This is a genomic window from Bacteriovorax sp. HI3, assembly GCF_059738875.1.
On sequence record NZ_AP026946.1, the window covers coordinates 208,563 to 228,549 of the forward strand.

Here is a 19,987-nt window from a genome sequence, read left to right on the forward strand (position 1 = left end):
GCTAGTTATTTAAACAGGTTGGGAAAAGATATGAATACACGTGCCCTCACTTTGGCCATTGCAATCGCAGCTTTTGCGATGATGATGGTTTGGACATATCTCGAAGATCAAAAAAGCGAGATGATTAAAGAATACGGTATTCAAAGTTCTGTTGTTGTTGCAAAAAATGATATTCAAGAACTCGATTTGATCGATGACTCAAAAGTTGAAGTTAAAACTGTTCCAGCAAACTTCCTGGCACCAGGACATTTCAAAACAATTAAAGAATTAGAAAACACAATCGCGACTGTTCCTATTATCAAAGGGGAACAGATCACAAAACCACGTGTAACTTATCCCGGAATTAAAACGGGTCTTTCACGCCAGGTTTCAGTTGGTAAACGTGCCGTTGCAATTAACATCACTGAGAAAGATGCCGTAGGAAGATTGATTAAACCAGGAGACCGCGTAGATGTCCTGGCAGCGATTGATATTTCTCAAGGGGCGAGAAAAGATTTACAAAAAACGAGAACATTCCTTCAGGACGTTCTTGTTCTTTCTACGGGGATGAGTATGACCAACTCAATTCCAATGTACGGGGTGGAGACTCCGAAAGTTATCCGTACGATGAACTTAAATACATACACGACTTACAATACGATCACGCTTGAACTTGATCCGTACGATGTTCAGAAACTTGCATTCATGCAGGCCTATGGTAGCGGTACATTATCGCTGTCTCTGAGAAACAATGCGGATAAAGAGCCGGTGAGATTAAGAGCAACACAAATTTACGATGTACTTGGAGAAGATGCTTCTGAAGCTAAAGGTTTCTTCTCTGAGAAATATTTAAAAGAGTCTAAAAATGCTCAATAAATTTTTTATTATTCTTTTTTCATGGATACTAATCGCACTTCCTGTATTTTCTCAGGATGGGGACCCTAATGAGTCTTTGAAAGAAGTCGAAGTTATTGTTGGTTTAGAAAAAATCATCACGCTTGATTTCGTTCCAAATTCAGTTATTAAAATCGCCAACGAAAATTTAGTTTCATACCAGCTCGTTCCGCAAAAAAAGCAGATTCTTTTAACCGGGATTAAGGCAGGGGATACGACCCTTACAGTTCGCGATCTGGCCGGAGATATCAAGGCCCGTTATCTTTTAAAAGTAACGGCATCTGATCAGTCTAAAGTTGTTGTTCAGTTAAAAGAACTTTTGGGTGATGTTGAAGGTCTGGAAATTGGTATTAAAGGAGACGCCGTTTTTGTCGGCGGTCAGATTGTAGTTCCAAGTGATATTGGTAAAGTTGTTGTTATCCTCGAAAAATATCCTGATGTTCTTCGTTTAGTTGAACTTTCTCCACAAACTCAACTCGTTATTGCTAAAAAAATGCAGGATGAGATGCAAAAGAGTACACTTCGCGACGTTACTGTTCGCGTAGTCAACGGAACTTTCTGGATTGAAGGAGTGGTTAATTCGCAGGAAGAAAGTAACAAGGCCGAGCAAATTGCCCGCGCGTATCTTCCGGATCAGATTCAAAACCTGGCAAGAAGAACAGATGCAGTTCAGACGACTAAAAAACCTCCGTTTGAAAACCTCTTAACGATCAATACGAAACCAAAACCAGAGCCACTGGCAAAACTTTTTAAGATTACGGCACAGTTCGTGGAATTAACAAAGGCCTATGACAAGACGTTTGGTTTTAGTTGGACGCCGACGATCGGTAATGGTGGAGGGTCAATTCAAGTTGGGAAAACTGGAAGCGGTGGAGTTGCAACTTCATCACAGGGAACACTGGCCGCAACGATTTCAAATCTTTTCCCAAAACTAAACTCGGCCAAGAGTGCGGGGCACGCGCGCGTTGTTCAGTCAGGGGTTATCATTGTTAAAGACAATGTCGAAGGTGCGATTAATAAAACATCAAAAATTCCTTATGCGATTGGGACTGGCGACAACTTAAAGAGTGGGACTGCAGTCTCAGGATTCGAATTGAGAATTACACCGAACATGCTTCAAGAAGAGAAAATCAACTTGAAAATGGTTATTTCGGTCAAGGCGACAACAGGGGATTCTGTTCCGACAGAATTGGATAACACTGTTAATACGCAAATCATTGTGAAGTCACAGGAATCGGCCGTAGTCGGGGGTGTTGTACAAAATAAATTTACAACAGATTATGACAGAGACCCGCCTGTGCAGGAAACGATTGAAAATGGTTCAGCACTGTTTTCATTCTTAAAGTCTAAAAAATATTCTACTAACCGCTCTCAGTTCGTCATTTTCGTGACTCCAGAAATTATTGAGTCAGCTTCTACAGGAGCACAGGAAGTAGAAAGAAAGTTCAGGAAAAGGAGCAGATAGTGGCCGGACACATAATTTCAATCATCGGGGGTAAAGGAGGACTTGGTAAGTCGCAGGTTGCGGCGAACTTAGCCTTTGCTTACGCGATTGAAGGAAAAGTTAAAACGCTTCTTTTAGATTTCGATCAAAAGGCAAGCGGAGACCAGGACTTCATCACCGGGATGAAGGGGAAAAAGAATTTAAAAGAACTGGCGGATTTCAAAGGGGCGATTGACCCGAATTCGATCCAGCAGTTCGTTAATATGAATCAAAACGTTTTTTACATCGGGATGCCTAACGACCCGACGGCCGCAGAGGGAATTGAAGTTGAAGCTTTAGGTAGAACTCTTAAGGCCGTAACAAACATTTATCCTATTACTATCATCGATGCTGGAAATGAACTGACTCCGCTTGCGATTAAAGCGCTGGAGTTCTCAACACTCATATTTGTGGTGGTGACACCGGACATTCTTGCACTTAACCAGACAAAGAGATTGTACTCTGACCTGGTGACGATGATGTTTCCTAAAGACATGATCCAGTTTGTAATTAACCAGGCCCAGCAAGGTCACCCGGTTACTAACGATGTAATTGCCAAGACATTAGGAAAGCCTGCCTTTAGCATTATCCCTCGCGATGACCAAAACTGTACACTCGCTCTTAACCAGAAAAAGCCGGTTATGTTAGTCGCGAGAAACAGTAACTTCGCTAAAGGTGTCGTCGATACTGTTAGACGTCTCAATGAAAAAAGTATTCTTAGAGCACTTGAAAAATTAAACAAGCCTTCTGATGTCGGTCAGAAAAAAGCTGCCCCAGCGGGTGGTGAGGCCGGAGCTGAAGGTGGTGGGGCCACTAAAGGTGGGAAGAGCCCTTGGACAGATTTAAAGTCGCGCATTCACCGTGCTCTTGTTGAAGAGATGGATTTAAAGAAAGCAGACGACAATGATCCAAAAGCTCAGATCATTTTAAAAGAGCAGACAAAAAAAGTTGTTGTTGAACTCTTAGGAAAAGAAGACACGAAGGGTATTTTAAATACCCGCGAAGATATGAACCAGATCGTAAAAGAAATTCTCGATGAAGCTCTAGGGCTTGGGCCACTGGAAGATCTTCTTCGCGATAAGAGTATTTCTGAGGTCATGGTTGTTGGACCTTATAAAATTTATTACGAGCAGGGCGGAAAGATTAAGCTCTCTGAGATCACTTTCACTAACGACCGCCAGGTACTAAACGTTATCGAAAGAATTGTTGCACCTATTGGCCGTCGTATTGATGAAAAAACACCTTACGTTGATGCCCGTTTAAAGGATGGATCGCGTGTTCACGCCATCATTCCTCCTTCGGCCATCGATGGATGCTCTATTACGATTCGTAAGTTCCCAGAGAAACGTTTGACATACAAAGACCTGGTTAAGTTTGGGTCAATGACAGAGAACATGGCAGACTTTCTTCGTATTGCAGTAGAGGCCCATAGAAACATCATCGTTTCTGGTGGTACTGGTTCCGGGAAAACGACATTGATCAACGTTCTTGGTGGGTTCATTCAATCAAATGAACGTATCATTACATGTGAGGACTCGGCGGAATTGAACTTCCCTCAAGAGCATATTGTTCGACTTGAAACACGTCCACCTTCACTGGAAGGAGATGGGGCGATTGATATTCGCTGTCTGGTAAAACAGACTCTGCGTATGCGTCCAGATAGAATTGTCGTTGGTGAGTGTCGTGGTGGTGAAACTCTGGATATGTTGCAAGCGATGGGTACAGGTCACGACGGTTCAATGACAACTGTCCACTCGAACAATCCACGTGAGTGTATTGGACGTCTGGAAACACTTGTTCAATACGCTGGTACATCTATTTCTCCTCGTGCAATTAAAGAAATGATCGCCAATGCAGTTCACATGATTATTCAACAGTCACGTCTTGATGATGGATCGAGACGAGTTATGTATATCACCGAGATCGCGGGGATGCAGGGAGATACTGTTATCCTTCAGGATATTTTCTTATTCATTCAAAAAGAAATTGATAAGAACGGAAAAATTCTCGGAGAGTTCCAGGCCACAGGATTCATTCCTAAGTTTATCGAGGTCCTGGAGAGAAAAGGTTACAACGTACCAAGAGGGATCTTCAGCAACCGTCCACCTCAAGCAGCGCCAGCAGCAGCGGCTCCTGCGGCGGCACCGGCAGCTGGAGGTGCGCCGAAACCTCCAACGAGTGGAGGAGCTGCACCAGCTGGAGCGGCAAAACCACCGGTAAAGAAATAGGTAGGGCATGAGTTTTTTCTTAGATATGGTTGGCCGAAACGGACTCATCTTTGTGGTGGGGATGATGGTCTTCGCTCTAAGTTACAAGTACTCAATCAATATCTTCGACTGGATCGAGCGCCAGACCTATGGGACGCGCACGTATATTACAGAGAAACTGGAATTCCTTTTTATTGAAATCCCCCAAGACAGATTGACGTACCTGCTTTTGGCCTCTTCGGTGGGAGTTGGTTGTTTTATCTTTTTATTCATTGGCTTTTTTGCCAGCTGGATTTTGGGAGCTATTCTCGGTGGGATCATGGCCTTTATTGGTTTTAAGGCCCCGAGATGGATTATTGATTACATGGTGGAAAAAAGAATTAAGGCCTATTCACTGCAAATGGTGGATGCCCTTCAACTTCTTTCCAATGGGATTCGTGCCGGTCTTTCGGTTCCACAGGCGATCGGGATGATCGTTGAAGAAATGCCCGCCCCGATTTCTCAAGAGTTCAATGTGCTTCTTCAACAAAATAGAATCGGGATGCCGTTAGAAGAGTGTTTTGAAAACCTCGCTAAACGCGTGCCCTTGGAAGATAACGATATGTTCGTGTCTGCCGTGAATATTCTAAGGGAAACCGGGGGTAATCTTTCGGAGGTTTTTGATACGATTGTTGATGTAATCCGCGAAAGGGTAAGACTGCAACAAAAAGTTGACACTTACACTGCACAGGGGATGTTCCAGGGAATGACCATCGGGGCAATGCCGTACCTTCTGGGATTCGTCTATTTCCTACAAGATCCCAAGTCAATGACTCCGTTATTTACGACTCCACTGGGTCTAGTATTTTTATTTGTGGCCTTAATCTTCGATATAGCAGGTATTTACGTTATAATGAAAATTGTAAAAATTAAGATCTAAAGAAAATGTTCAATTATACCGAATAATTAACTGTATTTTTTTCTAACAAAGGACTGTGAATTATGAGTTTAAAAAAATCGCTGATAGCACTCTCTCTAATGCCGATGATGGCGTTTGGTGGTGTTAACTTAAAAAACGGAAACTTTTATATCACCTACACTGATATCATCGCTCCTGGTGGAGACCATGACCTAGAGGTGACGAGAACATATAACTCTAAGTCAACAGACAATGGCTGGTTTGGTTTCGGATGGGGATCTCTCTATGAAACAAAGCTAATGGTTTCTGCAGACGGATCAGTCGTAGTTATGGAAAACGGATCGGGAGCACAGACTCGTTTCGTTCCGAAAGAAGCGATCAATGTAGAGATTGCTTCTAAGAAAATTATCGAAGCTATGAAGAAAAAAGAGCCGGTAAGTGACGTTATGGTTCAGTCGCTGATGAAGCGTTTGAACAGCGACTCTGAGCTTCGCCAGTTCTACTCGAAGAAATACAACATTGAAACTGTCCTGGCCGACGGAACAATGCTTTACTCGAATGACCGTGGAATCCAGACAATGGTGAAGGAGAAGACGGGATACAAGAGAACAGGATCTGACGGAAAAGTTGATTACTTCGACAACGCAGGTAAGTTGACAAAAATCTCGGATAAAAACGGATATAGTATTTCATTCGAATACAAGGGAGAGCAGCTGTTTGCGATTAAAGATACGCAAGCAAAACAAATCCTTTTCGAGTGGTACCCGGATGGGAAAATTAAATCTGCAGCTTTCACTGGAGATAAAAAAGCGACTTACGCTTACGATACAAAAGGTAACCTTTCTACAAGTACAGACGTAGCAGGTAACACTTATAAGTATGATTATGACAGCAACCATAACTTAACAGGTATCACGTATATTGATACAACGAAGATGCAAGTGAAGTACGACAAGAACTCGTTTGCAACTGAAGTTATCGAAAGAAACGGGGAGTCTACTAAGTACAAGTACGAAAACAACCCGAAGAATCCGGATTTCCACTACTGGACGACAGTAACAAAAAAACCAGTAGAAGGACCAGAGTCTTCAAGCCGTTACGAGTATGAAATTAAGACAAAACCAGATGGTCAGCAATACACATACAGAATTGCGACTGATGTAGATGGAATCAAAACTGAGACGATCTACTCTGAGTGTTGTTCTCTTCCACTTAAAATCACTCGTGGAAAAGACGTAACAACTTTCGAATACAATGCGAAAGGACTTCTTACAAAGAAAACATCAACTCGTGGAGAGTATGTTGAACTTGCTTATGACGACAAGATCAACAAGATCACAAGAGTTGTAAACAATGACGGCTGGACAAACTTCCAGTACGACAAGATCGGAAACCTGGCAAAAGCTGTTAACAGTGCAGGCAAATCAGTTCTTCTGATTTACGATCGCTCTGGAAAGATCACAAAAATGATCGACCAGGAAAAGGACGATGCTAAGACGAGAAGAACACTTTCTTTCAAATACAACTCACTTGGGAAACCTGTTGAGATTGAAATGGAGAACGTGGGAATCATCAACGTAGCATACGATAACTACGGTGAAATCAAGAAAGTTGAATCAAAAGCGGGCGCAAAAATGGCTCTTCAAGTGACACAAGCATTCCAGTCACTTCTAAGCATTGTTAAACCTGCAGGTGTTAACTTAAATATGTAATGGACCAGGCCTGAAGGCCAATCGAAGGGAGAGAGTGTATGAAATTTTTATTAGTGATCGCGATGTCTACAGTACTTACAGGAACAGCTTTTGGTGCATGTTCATCATCATCACCGGCAGAGTGTAAGACAAAACAAGAGTGCGACGGAATTTCAAAAGAAGGACAGAAGTTTGTTTTCAATGAAAGCAACAAAGTAAAATGTATGCTTCAGGAAACTTCAGTAGCAACAAACTGTCTTGAAAACAACAACTCAAGTCTAAATGTTTCTAAAACTGATGCTGCTTCAGGAAAAGACGGTACTACAGGAACGACTGGTACAACAAAATAGTCGCTGTTTTTCCTCTCTTCGACATACACTTAGATAATTAAAAATGGACCGCCTGGTTAACAGGCGGTTTTCATAACCTCTGCCTGTCTCATGGGCACTTTCCACAATTGATCACTTCTGACGCTTCCTTGGGCCTTTTATAGGGCTTGTATGCACTATTGCCTAAAACTATGCTGATGAAGAGGCAACACTTCTATAAAGGTCAAAATAGCGTCTTAAATCAATATATGTATATCTTTCACACAGTGCTGTTTAAAGTTTAAACACTTTTTCAGAGGGAAATCCCTAAGTTTTTAATATTGCAGATGCCAAAACTTGGCATGGAGCCTGCAACTTAAAATACAAACAAAACCAGGGGAATTTTATGAAAGCACTAATCATCCTATCTCTTACTATAGTTTCACTTAACGCTTTTTCAGCTGAAGTTGGAGAAGATAAAAAAGGTGAATGTATCTACTCTAACCAATCAAATAAGAGAGATGCAAAAGAAGTAGTGGCCACTTCTTCAGAAGACAAGAAGCCAGAATCAAAGGCCGTTTCAAAATAGATTTTAATACTCATTTCTGCATACATTTTTCTCACACTCCTTTTTAAGAACCCCGCGAATGCGGGGTTTTTTAATGCCCTGAAATAACAAAAAACTGTGTAAATATTTTCCATGCCTGTCTAAAGTTTGGACGTAAATAGCTGAGCAATTTCTTCTAACTCATCAAAAGATCAAGAGCACAAAGTTGGCATTGTTAGTGCAACTACCAAAGCAAGAAAGCTTAAAAACCAAAAAGGGGAATTATATGAAAGCACTAATTATCTCATCTCTACTTTTCTTTTCTTTAAGAGCAATGTCAGGTGAAGTTGGTGAAGACAAAAAAGGTGAATGTATCTACTCTAACCAATCTAATAAGAGAGATGCAAAAGTTGTAGTGGACACTTCTACTGAAGAAGCGAAAAAAGAAGCAATCAAGACAATTTCAAAATAATTACAAAAGACATTATTGATATAAAGAGGGGCCCACTGAATAGTGGGCCTTTCTTTTTCTTATTCGTCGCTCAGAGCGCGTCTTAATCTTTCTTGTTCTTCATCACTGTACGTATCATCAGCAGGTCCATTTTCTTTGATGATCGACTTTTTCTTTTTGACCGCGGCCATTTTAGATTTTACCTGGTCTTCTTCCAGAGAAGGTTCAGAGTTAGAGTAAAGTTTTTTTGAATATCTCTTGGTAGATGAAAACTTCTGTTTTGTGACCTTGGCAGCATCTCGGGCATAAGGAGTCACCATGCTGTAGAGTTTGTCGAAAACTTGTCTTCCTCCGCCAATCGGAATGCACATAATGGCAAAACTTAGAGTGAAATAAAAAATAAAACGAATGATAAACATGATAGTCCCTTATCTATTATCTTTTTCAACCAGGCGTTCAACTTTTTCAACGGCCTTAATCAGGTCGTCTCTTTCAAATGGCTTTTGTAGGAAATCGCTGGCACCGTTTGAGATTGATTCAATAACGATGCTTTCAATATTAAGAGAAGACATCATGATAATGAATTTTTCTCCCGAGCTTTTTTCCTGAAGATGTTTTGTTAGTTCAAGACCAGAGATCTCTGGCATAACGATATCGATAAAAATCAGGTTCGGTTTGGCAGAGTGGGCAATCTGGATGGCCTCTTCCGCAGATCCTGCCTGTCCGATAACGTTGAATCCTTCGTAAGTCAGAATCTCGACCATATTCTTGCGATTGAAGTCGGAGTCGTCCACAATAAGGATTTTGAGCTTGTCATGATTGCGAGGTGGTTTCATAGAATGATCCAAAATTAAATGTTTCTTCTATGTTTATGATATCGCAAAAGGGTGATCTAAAAAAAGAAAAACCAACAATACTGTTGGTTTCTCTTTTTAGTCATACTAAATTTGTCGGAAACTAGGCTGCTGCAGGCGGCAGAGTTTCTTTTCTTGAATACACTTTCTTCTTTTTCTTTTCTTTCCATCCCACCAGAGCAACGTCCAGAACTTCATCAAATGACTTCACTGGTACGAAGTTTAGTTTTTCTCTGTATTCGGCCGGGATGTCTTCCAGGTCTTTTTTGTTTTTCCATGGAATGATGATCGTCTTAACGTTCATTCTCATTGCGGCCAGGGCCTTTTCTTTTAGACCACCGATTGGAAGAACTTTACCTGTTAGGGTAATCTCACCAGTCATCGCCACGTCTTTACTTACCGGTGTACCCGTCAGTAGAGAAACGATCGCTGTTGCCAGCGTGATCCCTGCACTTGGACCATCCTTCGGAGTCGCTCCTGCCGGAAGGTGGATATGCAGTTCATTCTTTTCGAAAATATCGTCTTCAATTCCAAGTTCAAAGGCCTGGCTTCTGATATATCCGATAGCAGCTTGAGCAGATTCTTTCATGACGTCACCAAGCTGACCCGTAAGAGTTAAACCTCTTCCTTTCATCTTAGTTGTCTCGATGTAAAGAACTTCACCACCGTGAGCTGTCCAGGCAAGACCTGTTGACACTCCGATTTCATCTGTTTCTTTTTCATCGTCTTTTGTAAAGACAGGAGGCCCTAGAAGTTTGAAAACTGTCTCGCTCATGATGTGAGTTTGCTCAGCTTCACCCTTAGCAATTTTCATTGCTACTTTTCTACAGATCGCTCCGATTTTTCTTTCAAGGTTACGAAGACCAGCTTCTGACGTATAACCCTTGATAACACTTGCGACACCTTCATCTGTAAAGTTGATGTGCTCGTCAGTGATTCCGTTTTCATCCATTTGTTTAGGAATGATGTATTTTTTCGAGATCGCCACTTTTTCTTCCTGTGTATATCCAGAAAGATTGATGATTTCCATACGGTCTCTTAATGGAGCAGGGATCTGCTCTAAGAAGTTAGACGTGGCAATGAACATAACATTTGAAAGGTCAAAAGCTACGTTCAGGTAGTGATCGCGGAAGTTCATGTTTTGTTCCGGATCAAGAACTTCAAGAAGTGCCGCTGATGGGTCACCTTTGAAATCGCCACCTAGTTTATCGATCTCATCGAGAAGGATAACCGGGTTGTTTGTTTTTGCTTGTTTCATGGCCTGAATGAAACGTCCTGGCATTGCTCCCACGTACGTTCTTCTGTGCCCGCGGATCTCAGCTTCATCTTTTACACCACCAAGAGAGATGCGAACGAATTCGCGTCCACATGCTTTAGCGATAGATTTACCAAGAGATGTTTTACCTACACCTGGAGGTCCAGAGAAACAAAGGATAGGTCCTTTCATTCCTGGTCCCTTTAGCTGTCTAACAGCAAGGTATTCTAAAATTCTTTCTTTTACTTTAAATAGATCGAAGTGGTCTTCGTTTAAGATCTCTAGAGCAGCATCCAGGTCAATCTTTTCTTCACTAGTCTTAGACCATGGAAGATCGCACATCCACTCCAGGTAGCTTCTAAGGATAGAAGCTTCTGATGAATCTGGGTGCATTTTTTCCAGACGAGCAATCTGCTTAAGCGATTCTTTTTCTGCTTCTTCAGGCATTTTCGCTTTGGCGATCTTGTTTCTGATTTCAGCAAACTCATCATCTCCTTCCTTTTGAGCTTCGTCACCAAGCTCAGACTTGATAGCTTTGATTTGCTCTCTAAGGAAGTATTCTTTTTGGTTCTTTGTGATTTCTTCTTTTGCTGTCGACTTGATCTTGTTTTGCATTGCCAGGATTTCCAGCTCGCGCGCCAAGATATCGTTGATTCTGTGCAGTCTTTCCATTGGATCAAGGATCTCAAGGATAGTTTGTGCTTCTGCCACATGAAGATTCAGGTTTGAAGCCACAAGGTCTGCAAGTCTTCCTGGGTCTTTGATGTCTTCAAGGATCATCAGGATATCTGGAGAAAGCACTTTCCCCATATTGATAACTTTTTCAAGTTGCTCGCGGATATTTCTCATTAGAGCGTTGGCAGCAACATTGTTCTCTTCAAGTTTTACATCCTCAACCTTCATTAATTTACACATGAAGTAAGGAGCTTCTTGAGTGAATGCTGTAATGCGGGCCTTAGAAAGACCTTGAACTAGAATTTTGATTCTTCCGTCAGGAAGCTTTCTCATTCTCATGATCATCGCGATTGTTCCTACTTCGTAAATTTCATCCGGAGCAGGTGCTTCCGCTTTCATGTCTTTTTGACTTGAAAGAAGAATTAATCGGTCAGTCTTTGTCAGCGCGTGGTCAACGGCCTGAATTGAAGATTCTCTTCCAACGAAAAACGGTAGTATCATAAATGGGTATACTACGATGTCTCTAATCGGCAGGAGAGGGAGATGATCTTTTAGTTCGATGTTGTCACCCTCATAATTAGTTACCATACATATCCTCCAAATTGGCCTATCTGCAAAATCATTTGCATTCAGTTATCCAAATCGGGATATGGAATAAACTCTTTAAAATATTTTAAGATTTTGTGAATATTTATTCATTTTTTTTGGTTATACTTGAGAGCGATTATCATTGTATTAAATGAAAAATAGACGAAATACTTGAGTGGTTACATAGGGAGATACGAATGAAAATGACCGTAGGGGCAGTTATTCTTGCAGCGGGTGAAGGAAAGCGTTTGAAATTAGATGCACCAAAGCCACTAGCGCCATGTTTAGATAAAAAACTCGTGGATTTTCCCATTCGCGAATTACAAAAGTTTTTTAGTCGGAATAATTTAACTGGTACTCAGACAGCTGTGATTGGTCACCAGAAAGAGCTAGTTCAAAGCTATATTTCATCTCGTTACCCAGAAGTAAAATTCGCAGTTCAAGAAAGACAATTAGGTACGGCCGATGCTCTTCGTGCGTATTTTAATTCCTCTTCTAATACACACCAATTTGATTACACGCTGGTCATTTGCGCTGACACTCCAGTGGTTTCTGAAAAAGAATTAACCCAAATGTTAGAGCTTTTAAAGCAAGAGGGATGCGATGGCGTAGCTGCTACTTTTACCGAGTCAAATCCCAAGGGATACGGGCGTATCATCAGAGGGACAAAAGGCTTTCATATTGTAGAAGAAAAAGATGCAACGGATGAGCAAAGAAAAATCACAGAAGTGAACTCTGGACTCTATCTTCTAAAGACATCCTATGTTCTTGAGCACCTAAAAAATGTAGATTCGAATAATAAGTCAGGTGAGTTCTACCTGACAGACGTTTTTAAAGACGGCTTTAACGTCAAGGCACTTTGTTTTCCTCAGGGGCATATCTTCTTAGGTGTAAATAACCTGGAGCAACTGGAGTTTGTTGAGACTGTCTTAAGAAAACAAAAAATCGCTGATCTTCGTGAAGGAGGTGTGCGCTTTATTGATTCAAACCACACTTATATTGATGACGAAGTGGAAATCGGGGCTGGGACAGTGGTGTACCCGAATACATATATTACCGGTAAAACCAAAATCGGGAAAAACGTAGTGATTGAAATGGGGGCACAAATCAGGAACTCTGAAGTGGCGGACAACGCCAAGGTTCTGGCCTACACACTCCTTGAGGATGCCAAGCTACATACGAAAGCACACGCCGGACCGTTTGCCCGCTTAAGACCAGGCTCAGATATCGGGCCGGAAGCAAAAATCGGAAATTTCGTAGAGATTAAAAAAGCAGTACTTGATCGCGGCGTTAAGGTTTCCCACCTGAGTTACGTCGGGGATGCCTTCATCGGGGAAGAGACCAATATTGGATGTGGTTTCATTACTTGTAACTATGATGGGGCCAACAAACATATAACAAGAATCGGGAAAAACTGCTTCATTGGATCAGATTCACAGACGGTTGCTCCGGTTGAGATTGGAGATGAATGCTTCGTAGCTTCAGCGACGACTGTCACCAAGAATATGCCGGATGGGTCTTTTGCGATTTCGCGCGGCCAGCAGACGACTAAAGAGGGCATGGCCAAAAGATTCATTAAAGTCAAAGAAAAGAAGTAGTGTGTAAAAAGGTAATACTGTAAAAACCTTAAACACAATTCAATGAATTAGTGCTATTCTTATCCAGCTTAAAAATCACTCTTAAGAGGTATACCTATGTGTGGAATTGTCGGTTATTTTGGACCTTCTCAAAAATCTGTTGAGATCGTTATCGAAGGATTAAAGCGCCTTGAATATCGTGGATACGATTCAGCTGGTGTAAGCTTCATTGATCAAAACAATAAAATGCAGTTTTATAAAAAGGCCGGAAAGCTTGATAACTTAAAAGCTGAGCTGGTTGGAAAAGATACCATCGCTCGCGCGTGTATCGGTCACACTCGTTGGGCCACTCACGGTGGTGTAACGGATGTAAACGCTCATCCACACAATAACGAAGTCCTTTCAATCATCCACAACGGGATTGTTGAAAACGCGAACGAAATTAAAAAAGAATTAGCAGCACACGGAGTGAAGTTTAAATCAGAAACAGACTCTGAGTCGTTTCTTGAGCTTGTGACTTATCACTTAAAACAAGACATGCCGATTAAAGAAGCGATTGCCACATCTTTTAAAAAAGTTGTTGGTAACTCTGCTTTCGTCGTTCTTTACCCAAAAACTGGTGAGATCTTCGCTGTAAAAAGAGGGGCTCCTCTTGTTTGCGGTGTAAACGAAGTGACATCTGAAGCACTAGTGTCTTCAGATCCATACGCTCTTGCTGGAATGGTTCACTCTTTATACTTCCCGGAAGATGAAGTTCTTGTTCACCTTTCAGGCGAAAACAAAAACATCGCAAACTTCTATGAATTAGACCTGACGAAAACGACAAGATACCTTTCTAAGAAACAGGACATGTCTGTTGAAGTTTCTGAAAAAGGTGAATACGAACACTTCATGCTTAAAGAAATCCATGAGCAACCAGGTCTTATCAGAAACCTGACTCAGTATTACTTTGCTGGAGAAGGAAAAGAATCACTAGAAAAAGTAGCAGCATACAATCCTGAGAGAATTTATCTTTCGGCCTGTGGTACAGCAGCTTACGCTGGCCTTGTTGTTCGCGACTTCCTTGAAGGAATCAACAGAATTCCTTCAACTGTGGAACTAGCGAGTGAATTCCGTTACAAAAACCCAATTCTTAAAAAAGGTGACGTAGGGATCTTCGTTTCTCAATCTGGAGAAACGGCAGATACTCTTGCCGCTCAATCAATCTGTAAAAAGGCCGGCGTAAAAACAATGTCGATTGTTAACGTTGATGGTTCAACTCTTTATAGAGATTGTGATGACAACCTTCTTATCCGCGCAGGAGTTGAAATTGGTGTAGCTTCAACAAAAGCTTTCACTCAGCAAGCTCTTACAGGGCGATTAATGTCGGCGGCAATGGCCGGGGACTTAAAAGACGAAGGGAAAAAAGTAAAACTTACTGGTAAGTTTGCTCTTCTTGCAGAAAGAATTGATAAACTTCTTTTAAAGTCAGATGAAATTAAAGCAGTAGCAGAATCAATCTATAACAAAAAAGGATTCTTCTACACAGGTCGCGGAGCTTACTTCCCAATCGCTCTTGAAGGTGCGTTGAAGCTAAAAGAAATTGCTTACGTTCACGCTGAAGGATACGCAGCTGGAGAGTTAAAACACGGACCAATCGCGCTTATCGATGAAGAAATGGTAAACATCGCTCTTGTTGGACCTGAATTATTCGAAAAAACAGTATCGAATGTTCACGAAATTAAGGCGAGAAAAGGAATCATCGTAGGAATTGGACCTCGTGGCAACGAAGAGCTAATGGGACTAAGCGATTTTTATATACCTCTTGATTTCGACGGTCTGGAAGAATTATCACCACTTTACGTAAACGTGGTGAATCAACTTCTTGCTTACTACATGGCGAAATTCAAAGGGACTGATATTGATAAGCCAAGAAACTTAGCGAAGTCAGTAACCGTAGAATAAGCGATTTTCCTATGATACTTTTATGGGATGATAAAACTAGATAGTCTAAATCCCGTTCAAAAACAGGCCGTCTTAAACACAGACGGCCCGGTTATGATCCTGGCCGGTGCAGGTTCTGGAAAAACCAAAACCCTTGTCACCCGAATCTCATACTTATTAGAAGAAAAAAATGTAAGCGCGCACCAGTTGTTAGCGCTTACGTTTTCCAATAAAGCGGCCCGCGAAATGCGCGAGCGTATCGCCCATGAAGTGTCGATGGATGTAGGTGCTCTTCAGATCACAACTTTCCACGCTTTCTGCGCCAAGCTTTTAAGATCAGAGGCCAACTACCTGGGCCTTTCCCGCAATTTTACGATCTATGATGAAGGTGAATCAAAGGCGATTGCTAAATCGCTTTTAGAGCGCCGTGGGATTTCAACTAAAGAGATCAACCCATACGACATCCTGACTTATATTGATTCGCTTAAAAATAACGGCTACTACCCTGGACGAGTGATGCAGGATGGAGGCGGAGCTGATGCGTCTGATGAATTCTTCGGCTACTTTGAAGAATACGAATCAGAACTTCACCGTGCCAATGCTCTGGATTTCGGAGGACTGATCACTGCTGTGATTCAGCTCTTTGAGAAATTCCCTGAAGTCTTAAGCCGCTACCAGAATCGTTTTGTCTACGTTTTAGTAGATGAGTATCAAGATACCAACCGCGCGCAGTTTGAATTAATCAAAATGCTTTGTGGAAAACGCAGAAATATATGCGTGGTAGGAGATGAAGATCAGTCGATCTATTCTTGGCGTGGAGCTGACATCAGAAACATTCTGGATTTTGAAAAAGTCTGGCCGGATGTAAAAGTTTTAAAACTAGAGCAGAACTATCGTTCAAGTAAAACCATCATTGAAGCTGCTTCATGTGTAATTGAAAAAAACACCATGAGAAAGGGCAAGCATATGTGGACGGATAACCCGGAAGGGGATGCCATTGAAATCGTCGAGTGTTTTAACGATAAAGATGAAGCTGAATTTATTGCCAATGAATCAGCAAAACTTTACCGCGCAGGAGTGCCTTATAAAGAGATGGCGGTTTTCTACCGCTCAAATGCTCAGGCCCGCCAGATTGAAGATGCTCTTAGAAAATCTAAAATCAACTACCGCGTTGTCGGTGGGGTAAAGTTCTACGAAAGAAAAGAAATCAAAGATATGCTTTCTTATCTTCGTTTGATCATTAACTCAAAAGACTCTCTCGCTCTAAGCCGTATTATCAACGTTCCGGCCAGAGGAGTAGGAGCAACATCGCTACGCAAGCTCGAAGTAGAGGCTGTGAACAATAACACTTCACTTTGGGATATCATCGAAAAGATCGTCGATCACGCCGGCGAGTTCGCTCATATTAAACTCTCAGCAAAGATTAAGTCTTCGCTTTCAGAATTTGTAACGTTAATTAACGAGCTTCGCGTTTTAGACCAGAATAAAGTCAAACCTTCAACGATTTATGAGAAAGCTCTTCATGAATCTGGTTATTATGCTTTCTTAAAGGCCAACAAGGATTATGAAACCCTGGCCCGCTTGGAAAACCTGGACGAATTATTAAACGCCATTACTCAGTTTGAAGACTCGGCGGAAGTGCCGACTCTTTCTGGTTTCTTAGAAACTATTACTTTGGATTCTAACACTGAGTTTGATGAAGGGGCTAAGGCCATTGATGGGGAAATTTCTCTTATGACTGTCCACGGAGCAAAGGGGTTGGAGTTTACTCATGCCTTTGTGGTTGGAGCAGAAGAAAACGTTTTCCCAAGTTATAGAAGTGTGGATAGCGGTGAGATTGCCATGGAAGAAGAGCGCAGGCTTTTCTACGTAGCGATGACTCGAGCGATGATTAAGCTTTATATCACTTTTGCTCAGGGGCGTATGCTTTTTGGCCAGGTGAAGTTCAATGGGCCTTCGCGCTTTATTGATGAGATCCCGGAAAAACTCTACAGTTGGAAGAAACTTAAAGGGCATCAAGAAGACCGCTATGATAATTCATTCTCAAGCGGAAACTACGATCCTTATGATCAGTCTCAAGAGTCTTATTACGACAGCGATGAAGTGGTTTATCAGGTTAAAGAAACAGCTGCTCAACAGCCACCAAAAACGTACCACCAGCCAAAATTCCCTAAGGGATCAAAAGTCGTTCATTCACTTTATGGTGCGGGATTAGTGGAGAGTTCGGAAGGAGCTGGAGCTGAAGAGAAAGTGCAGATTAAATTCACCGATGGTAACCGCAAGAAGTTTATGGTGAAGTTTGCGCCGATTGTTTTAGCTTAATAACTCTGAAAGCTTTCGGCAGACTTGCTTCCAGGAAGAGCTGCCAGTAAAAGTAAAATCCCATTGGAAATAAAAATAGCAGCATGATCACGCGGTCGATAAGACTTGCCAGTAGTGCTGCTTCAAATTCAATCCCATATTGTTTCCCAATATAAGCAGTCACGATTTCTTTGACTCCCATATTTCCGGGAAGGACCTGAAAGAGTGAGATGATTAAAAGAATCATGCTGATTTCGAAACTATCAATGAAATTAATTTCAATTCCAATGGCCGTGAAGGCCAGGTAAACTTTGATAGGGTAGAGAAGAAAAACACCAATCCACGCCAGAGTTGTCAGAGCAGTAAGTTTAAAGTCTTTTAGGTAAAGCTTAGGCGAGTAACGGCGTTTAAACTTAAAGATTTTCCCAGCTGTTTCAGTGAAAAAGAGAAGTGCTATACCAGAGACCGCGAGAGCAAGAAACACTGATTCTAAAAGCACTGACATGGCCTGATTCTTTTTTAAGAAGAAGTGGGAGTATAAAAGCCCGACTGATCCTAAAAAAGTAAAACCAATCATGACAACGGCAAAACTCATTGAGAGAAACTCTCTGATGGCCAGTCCCTTATTATCTTTTAAATACAGCATGCGAATACCGGTTCCACCTTTTGCCGGAAGAAGCATGTTGAAAAGTTCTGCTGTGACACACAGACCGTACCACTCTTTAAATTTTAAAGTGATGTTGTGTTTGCTCAATGGAAGTTTTTGGATGATTCCTACTAAATAGAAATCCAGAGCGTGAGTTGCTAGAAGCAGAAAAATGTAATCAGGACGCAGTGATTGGAGATAAACAAAGACAGAGCTGTTTTTTTGTATATAAAGCCCCAGCCCTAATAATAGGACTAACGATAAGAGAAGCAGTGATGAATGATAGAGCTTTCTCGTTTGTTCACTCATGGACGTACTATAAGGAAAAACCTAGGAAAAGGCTTTCGAGCTGTAAACTTTACACGAGGGAGTTATGGGTTTAGTATGGCAACAATACGACTTTTATACCCAGTGAAATCAACGACATGAAAGATCTAAGCCACTTAAAAAACCTCGATGCCTTCGAACCTTCAATGCTTAAAAAAATGGTGGTTTGGTGCTCGCTTGGTGCTGTTATTGGGGCCTTGGCCGGTGTGTCCTCAACACTTTTTCTTCACTCTATTGATTGGGCCATCTCGTTTCGCCGTGCTCATTCCTGGATTATCGTATTCCTGCCATTGATTGGTTTCTTAGTTGCTTGGTTTTATAAAAAATATGGCAGCGAAGTTGAGAAAGGCAATAATCTTATTATCGATGAAATTCATGAGCCAAAAAAAACCATCCCTTTTCGAATGGTGCCAATGATTTTTGCGGGCGGGGTTATCTCTCATCTTTTCGGAGCTTCTGTTGGACGTGAAGGAGCTGCTGTGCAAATGGGTGGTGGTATCAGTGACCAGTTTGCTAAATACCTCGATCGTTTTTTTAAAAATCGCAGACTCATTTTAATGATGGGGATGAGCGCTGGTTTCTCTTCAATTTTTGGAACACCTATCGCGGGTGCCATTTTTGGATTTGAAGTTCTTTTTATTGGAACGATGATTTACGATGCTCTACTTCCTTGTTTGATTGCGGCCATCTCTGGTTATTACACAGCGATTCTCTTAGGGGTGACACATCCACATTACTTTTTTATGGATGTCCCACAAGTGTCTATCCCCGGGATTTTAAGTGCCGTTATTGCCGGTGTTATTTTTGGTTATGCTGCCAAATTTTTTAGCTGGATGCTTCATGCAGTGAAAGACCTTCTTAAGGAAAAAATCTCCAATAATTTATTTCATCCAGTCGTTGGTGGAGTGTTGCTTGTTGTTGCTTACTTTGCGATTGGCTCTGATCGTTATCACAGCTTAGGTGAAGAGGTGATTCGCGCAAGTTTCACTCAACATATGTACCCTTGGGATTTTCTGGGAAAGACCTTTATGACGGCCCTATCAGTTGGATCAGGTTTTAAAGGTGGTGAAGTCATGTCTCTTTTTTATATTGGAGCGACATTAGGAAATTCTCTTTCATATATTCTTCCTTTGGATTATCCGATTCTTGCTGCTCTTGGTTTTGTTTCAGTCTTCGCAGGTGCTGCCAATACTCCGATTGCAGGTGTCATTCTTGCGTTTGAACTCTTTGGTCCAGGCATTGGTGTCTACGCAGCTCTAGCTGTTGTTGCGAGTTACTTATTCTCAGGGAAAAGTGGCATTTATCATTCGCAGCGCGCACGCGTTGAGAAGAATATTTGAGCATTTTAATTCAACTAAAATCTAGTTGATATAGACTTCTCTT

Annotated in this window: 16 protein-coding genes; 12 read left to right on the forward strand and 4 right to left on the reverse strand. The window is 41.6% G+C overall.

Going from position 1 to position 19,987, the window contains the following annotated elements; genetic code table 11:
• The first annotated feature begins 30 nt into the window (after positions 1 to 30).
• The 8 genes from cpaB to AC6JA8_RS01015 all read left to right on the forward strand — a co-directional run bounded on the left by cpaB (position 31) and on the right by AC6JA8_RS01015 (position 8,479).
• Positions 31 to 855 carry a Flp pilus assembly protein CpaB gene (gene cpaB / locus AC6JA8_RS00980; protein WP_497975368.1) on the forward strand — a complete coding sequence of 275 codons (825 nt, stop codon included), beginning with the start codon at positions 31 to 33 and terminating at the stop codon, positions 853 to 855.
• Positions 845 to 2,338 (forward strand): secretin GspD/PilQ domain-containing protein, encoded by a 1,494-nt coding sequence (locus tag AC6JA8_RS00985; RefSeq protein ID WP_497975369.1) that lies wholly within the window; start codon positions 845 to 847, stop codon positions 2,336 to 2,338. Before cpaB ends, AC6JA8_RS00985 begins: the two co-directional genes overlap by 11 nt.
• A complete protein-coding gene (locus AC6JA8_RS00990) occupies positions 2,338 to 4,584 on the forward strand; it encodes an ATPase, T2SS/T4P/T4SS family (protein ID WP_497975370.1) in 2,247 nt (748 codons plus the stop codon). Before AC6JA8_RS00985 ends, AC6JA8_RS00990 begins: the two co-directional genes overlap by 1 nt.
• Before the next feature lie 7 nt (positions 4,585 to 4,591).
• The gene (locus AC6JA8_RS00995) at positions 4,592 to 5,482 is read left to right on the forward strand and encodes a type II secretion system F family protein (RefSeq protein WP_497975371.1); all 891 of its coding nucleotides are present in this window, start codon (positions 4,592 to 4,594) and stop codon (positions 5,480 to 5,482) included.
• Between the two features lie 62 nt (positions 5,483 to 5,544).
• On the forward strand, positions 5,545 to 7,173 hold the full coding sequence (locus tag AC6JA8_RS01000) for a DUF6531 domain-containing protein (protein WP_497975372.1): 1,629 nt from the start codon (positions 5,545 to 5,547) through the stop codon (positions 7,171 to 7,173).
• A gap of 38 nt (positions 7,174 to 7,211) precedes the next feature.
• The gene (locus AC6JA8_RS01005; RefSeq protein ID WP_102242002.1) at positions 7,212 to 7,502 is read left to right on the forward strand and encodes a hypothetical protein; all 291 of its coding nucleotides are present in this window, start codon (positions 7,212 to 7,214) and stop codon (positions 7,500 to 7,502) included.
• Between the two features lie 364 nt (positions 7,503 to 7,866).
• On the forward strand, positions 7,867 to 8,049 hold the full coding sequence (locus AC6JA8_RS01010; protein ID WP_102242003.1) for a hypothetical protein: 183 nt from the start codon (positions 7,867 to 7,869) through the stop codon (positions 8,047 to 8,049).
• 244 nt (positions 8,050 to 8,293) lie between these two features.
• A complete protein-coding gene (locus tag AC6JA8_RS01015) occupies positions 8,294 to 8,479 on the forward strand; it encodes a hypothetical protein (protein WP_102242004.1) in 186 nt (61 codons plus the stop codon).
• A gap of 59 nt (positions 8,480 to 8,538) precedes the next feature.
• Here the strand turns inward: AC6JA8_RS01015 and AC6JA8_RS01020 are convergent, their stop codons facing one another.
• From AC6JA8_RS01020 to lon, 3 genes are all read right to left on the reverse strand, one after another.
• The gene (locus tag AC6JA8_RS01020; protein WP_102242005.1) at positions 8,539 to 8,877 is read right to left on the reverse strand and encodes a hypothetical protein; all 339 of its coding nucleotides are present in this window, start codon (positions 8,875 to 8,877) and stop codon (positions 8,539 to 8,541) included.
• 9 nt (positions 8,878 to 8,886) lie between these two features.
• Complete coding sequence (locus AC6JA8_RS01025) at positions 8,887 to 9,294, reverse strand: response regulator (RefSeq protein WP_497975373.1); 408 nt, start codon at positions 9,292 to 9,294, stop codon at positions 8,887 to 8,889.
• 121 nt (positions 9,295 to 9,415) lie between these two features.
• Positions 9,416 to 11,830: an endopeptidase La gene (lon, locus tag AC6JA8_RS01030; protein ID WP_497975374.1), complete on the reverse strand. Its 2,415-nt coding sequence runs from the start codon at positions 11,828 to 11,830 to the stop codon at positions 9,416 to 9,418.
• A 197-nt stretch (positions 11,831 to 12,027) separates the two neighbouring features.
• Here lon and glmU point away from each other — a divergent pair, with 197 nt between their 5' ends.
• From glmU to AC6JA8_RS01045, 3 genes are all read left to right on the forward strand, one after another.
• Positions 12,028 to 13,428: a bifunctional UDP-N-acetylglucosamine diphosphorylase/glucosamine-1-phosphate N-acetyltransferase GlmU gene (gene glmU / locus AC6JA8_RS01035; RefSeq protein ID WP_497975375.1), complete on the forward strand. Its 1,401-nt coding sequence runs from the start codon at positions 12,028 to 12,030 to the stop codon at positions 13,426 to 13,428.
• 96 nt (positions 13,429 to 13,524) lie between these two features.
• Entirely contained in the window at positions 13,525 to 15,351 is a 1,827-nt protein-coding gene (gene glmS, locus AC6JA8_RS01040; RefSeq protein WP_497975376.1) for a glutamine--fructose-6-phosphate transaminase (isomerizing), read from the forward strand.
• A 27-nt stretch (positions 15,352 to 15,378) separates the two neighbouring features.
• A complete protein-coding gene (locus AC6JA8_RS01045; RefSeq protein WP_497975377.1) occupies positions 15,379 to 17,652 on the forward strand; it encodes an ATP-dependent helicase in 2,274 nt (757 codons plus the stop codon).
• On the opposite strand, the gene AC6JA8_RS01050 is transcribed toward AC6JA8_RS01045, so the two are convergent.
• Positions 17,618 to 18,586, reverse strand: coding sequence for a lysylphosphatidylglycerol synthase transmembrane domain-containing protein (locus tag AC6JA8_RS01050; RefSeq protein ID WP_497975378.1), 969 nt, complete (start codon positions 18,584 to 18,586; stop codon positions 17,618 to 17,620). The two genes, AC6JA8_RS01045 and AC6JA8_RS01050, sit on opposite strands and share 35 nt — an antisense overlap.
• Before the next feature lie 116 nt (positions 18,587 to 18,702).
• Between AC6JA8_RS01050 and AC6JA8_RS01055 the strand changes: the two genes are divergently transcribed.
• Positions 18,703 to 19,944, forward strand: coding sequence for a chloride channel protein (locus AC6JA8_RS01055; RefSeq protein ID WP_497975379.1), 1,242 nt, complete (start codon positions 18,703 to 18,705; stop codon positions 19,942 to 19,944).
• Positions 19,945 to 19,987 lie beyond the last annotated feature (43 nt).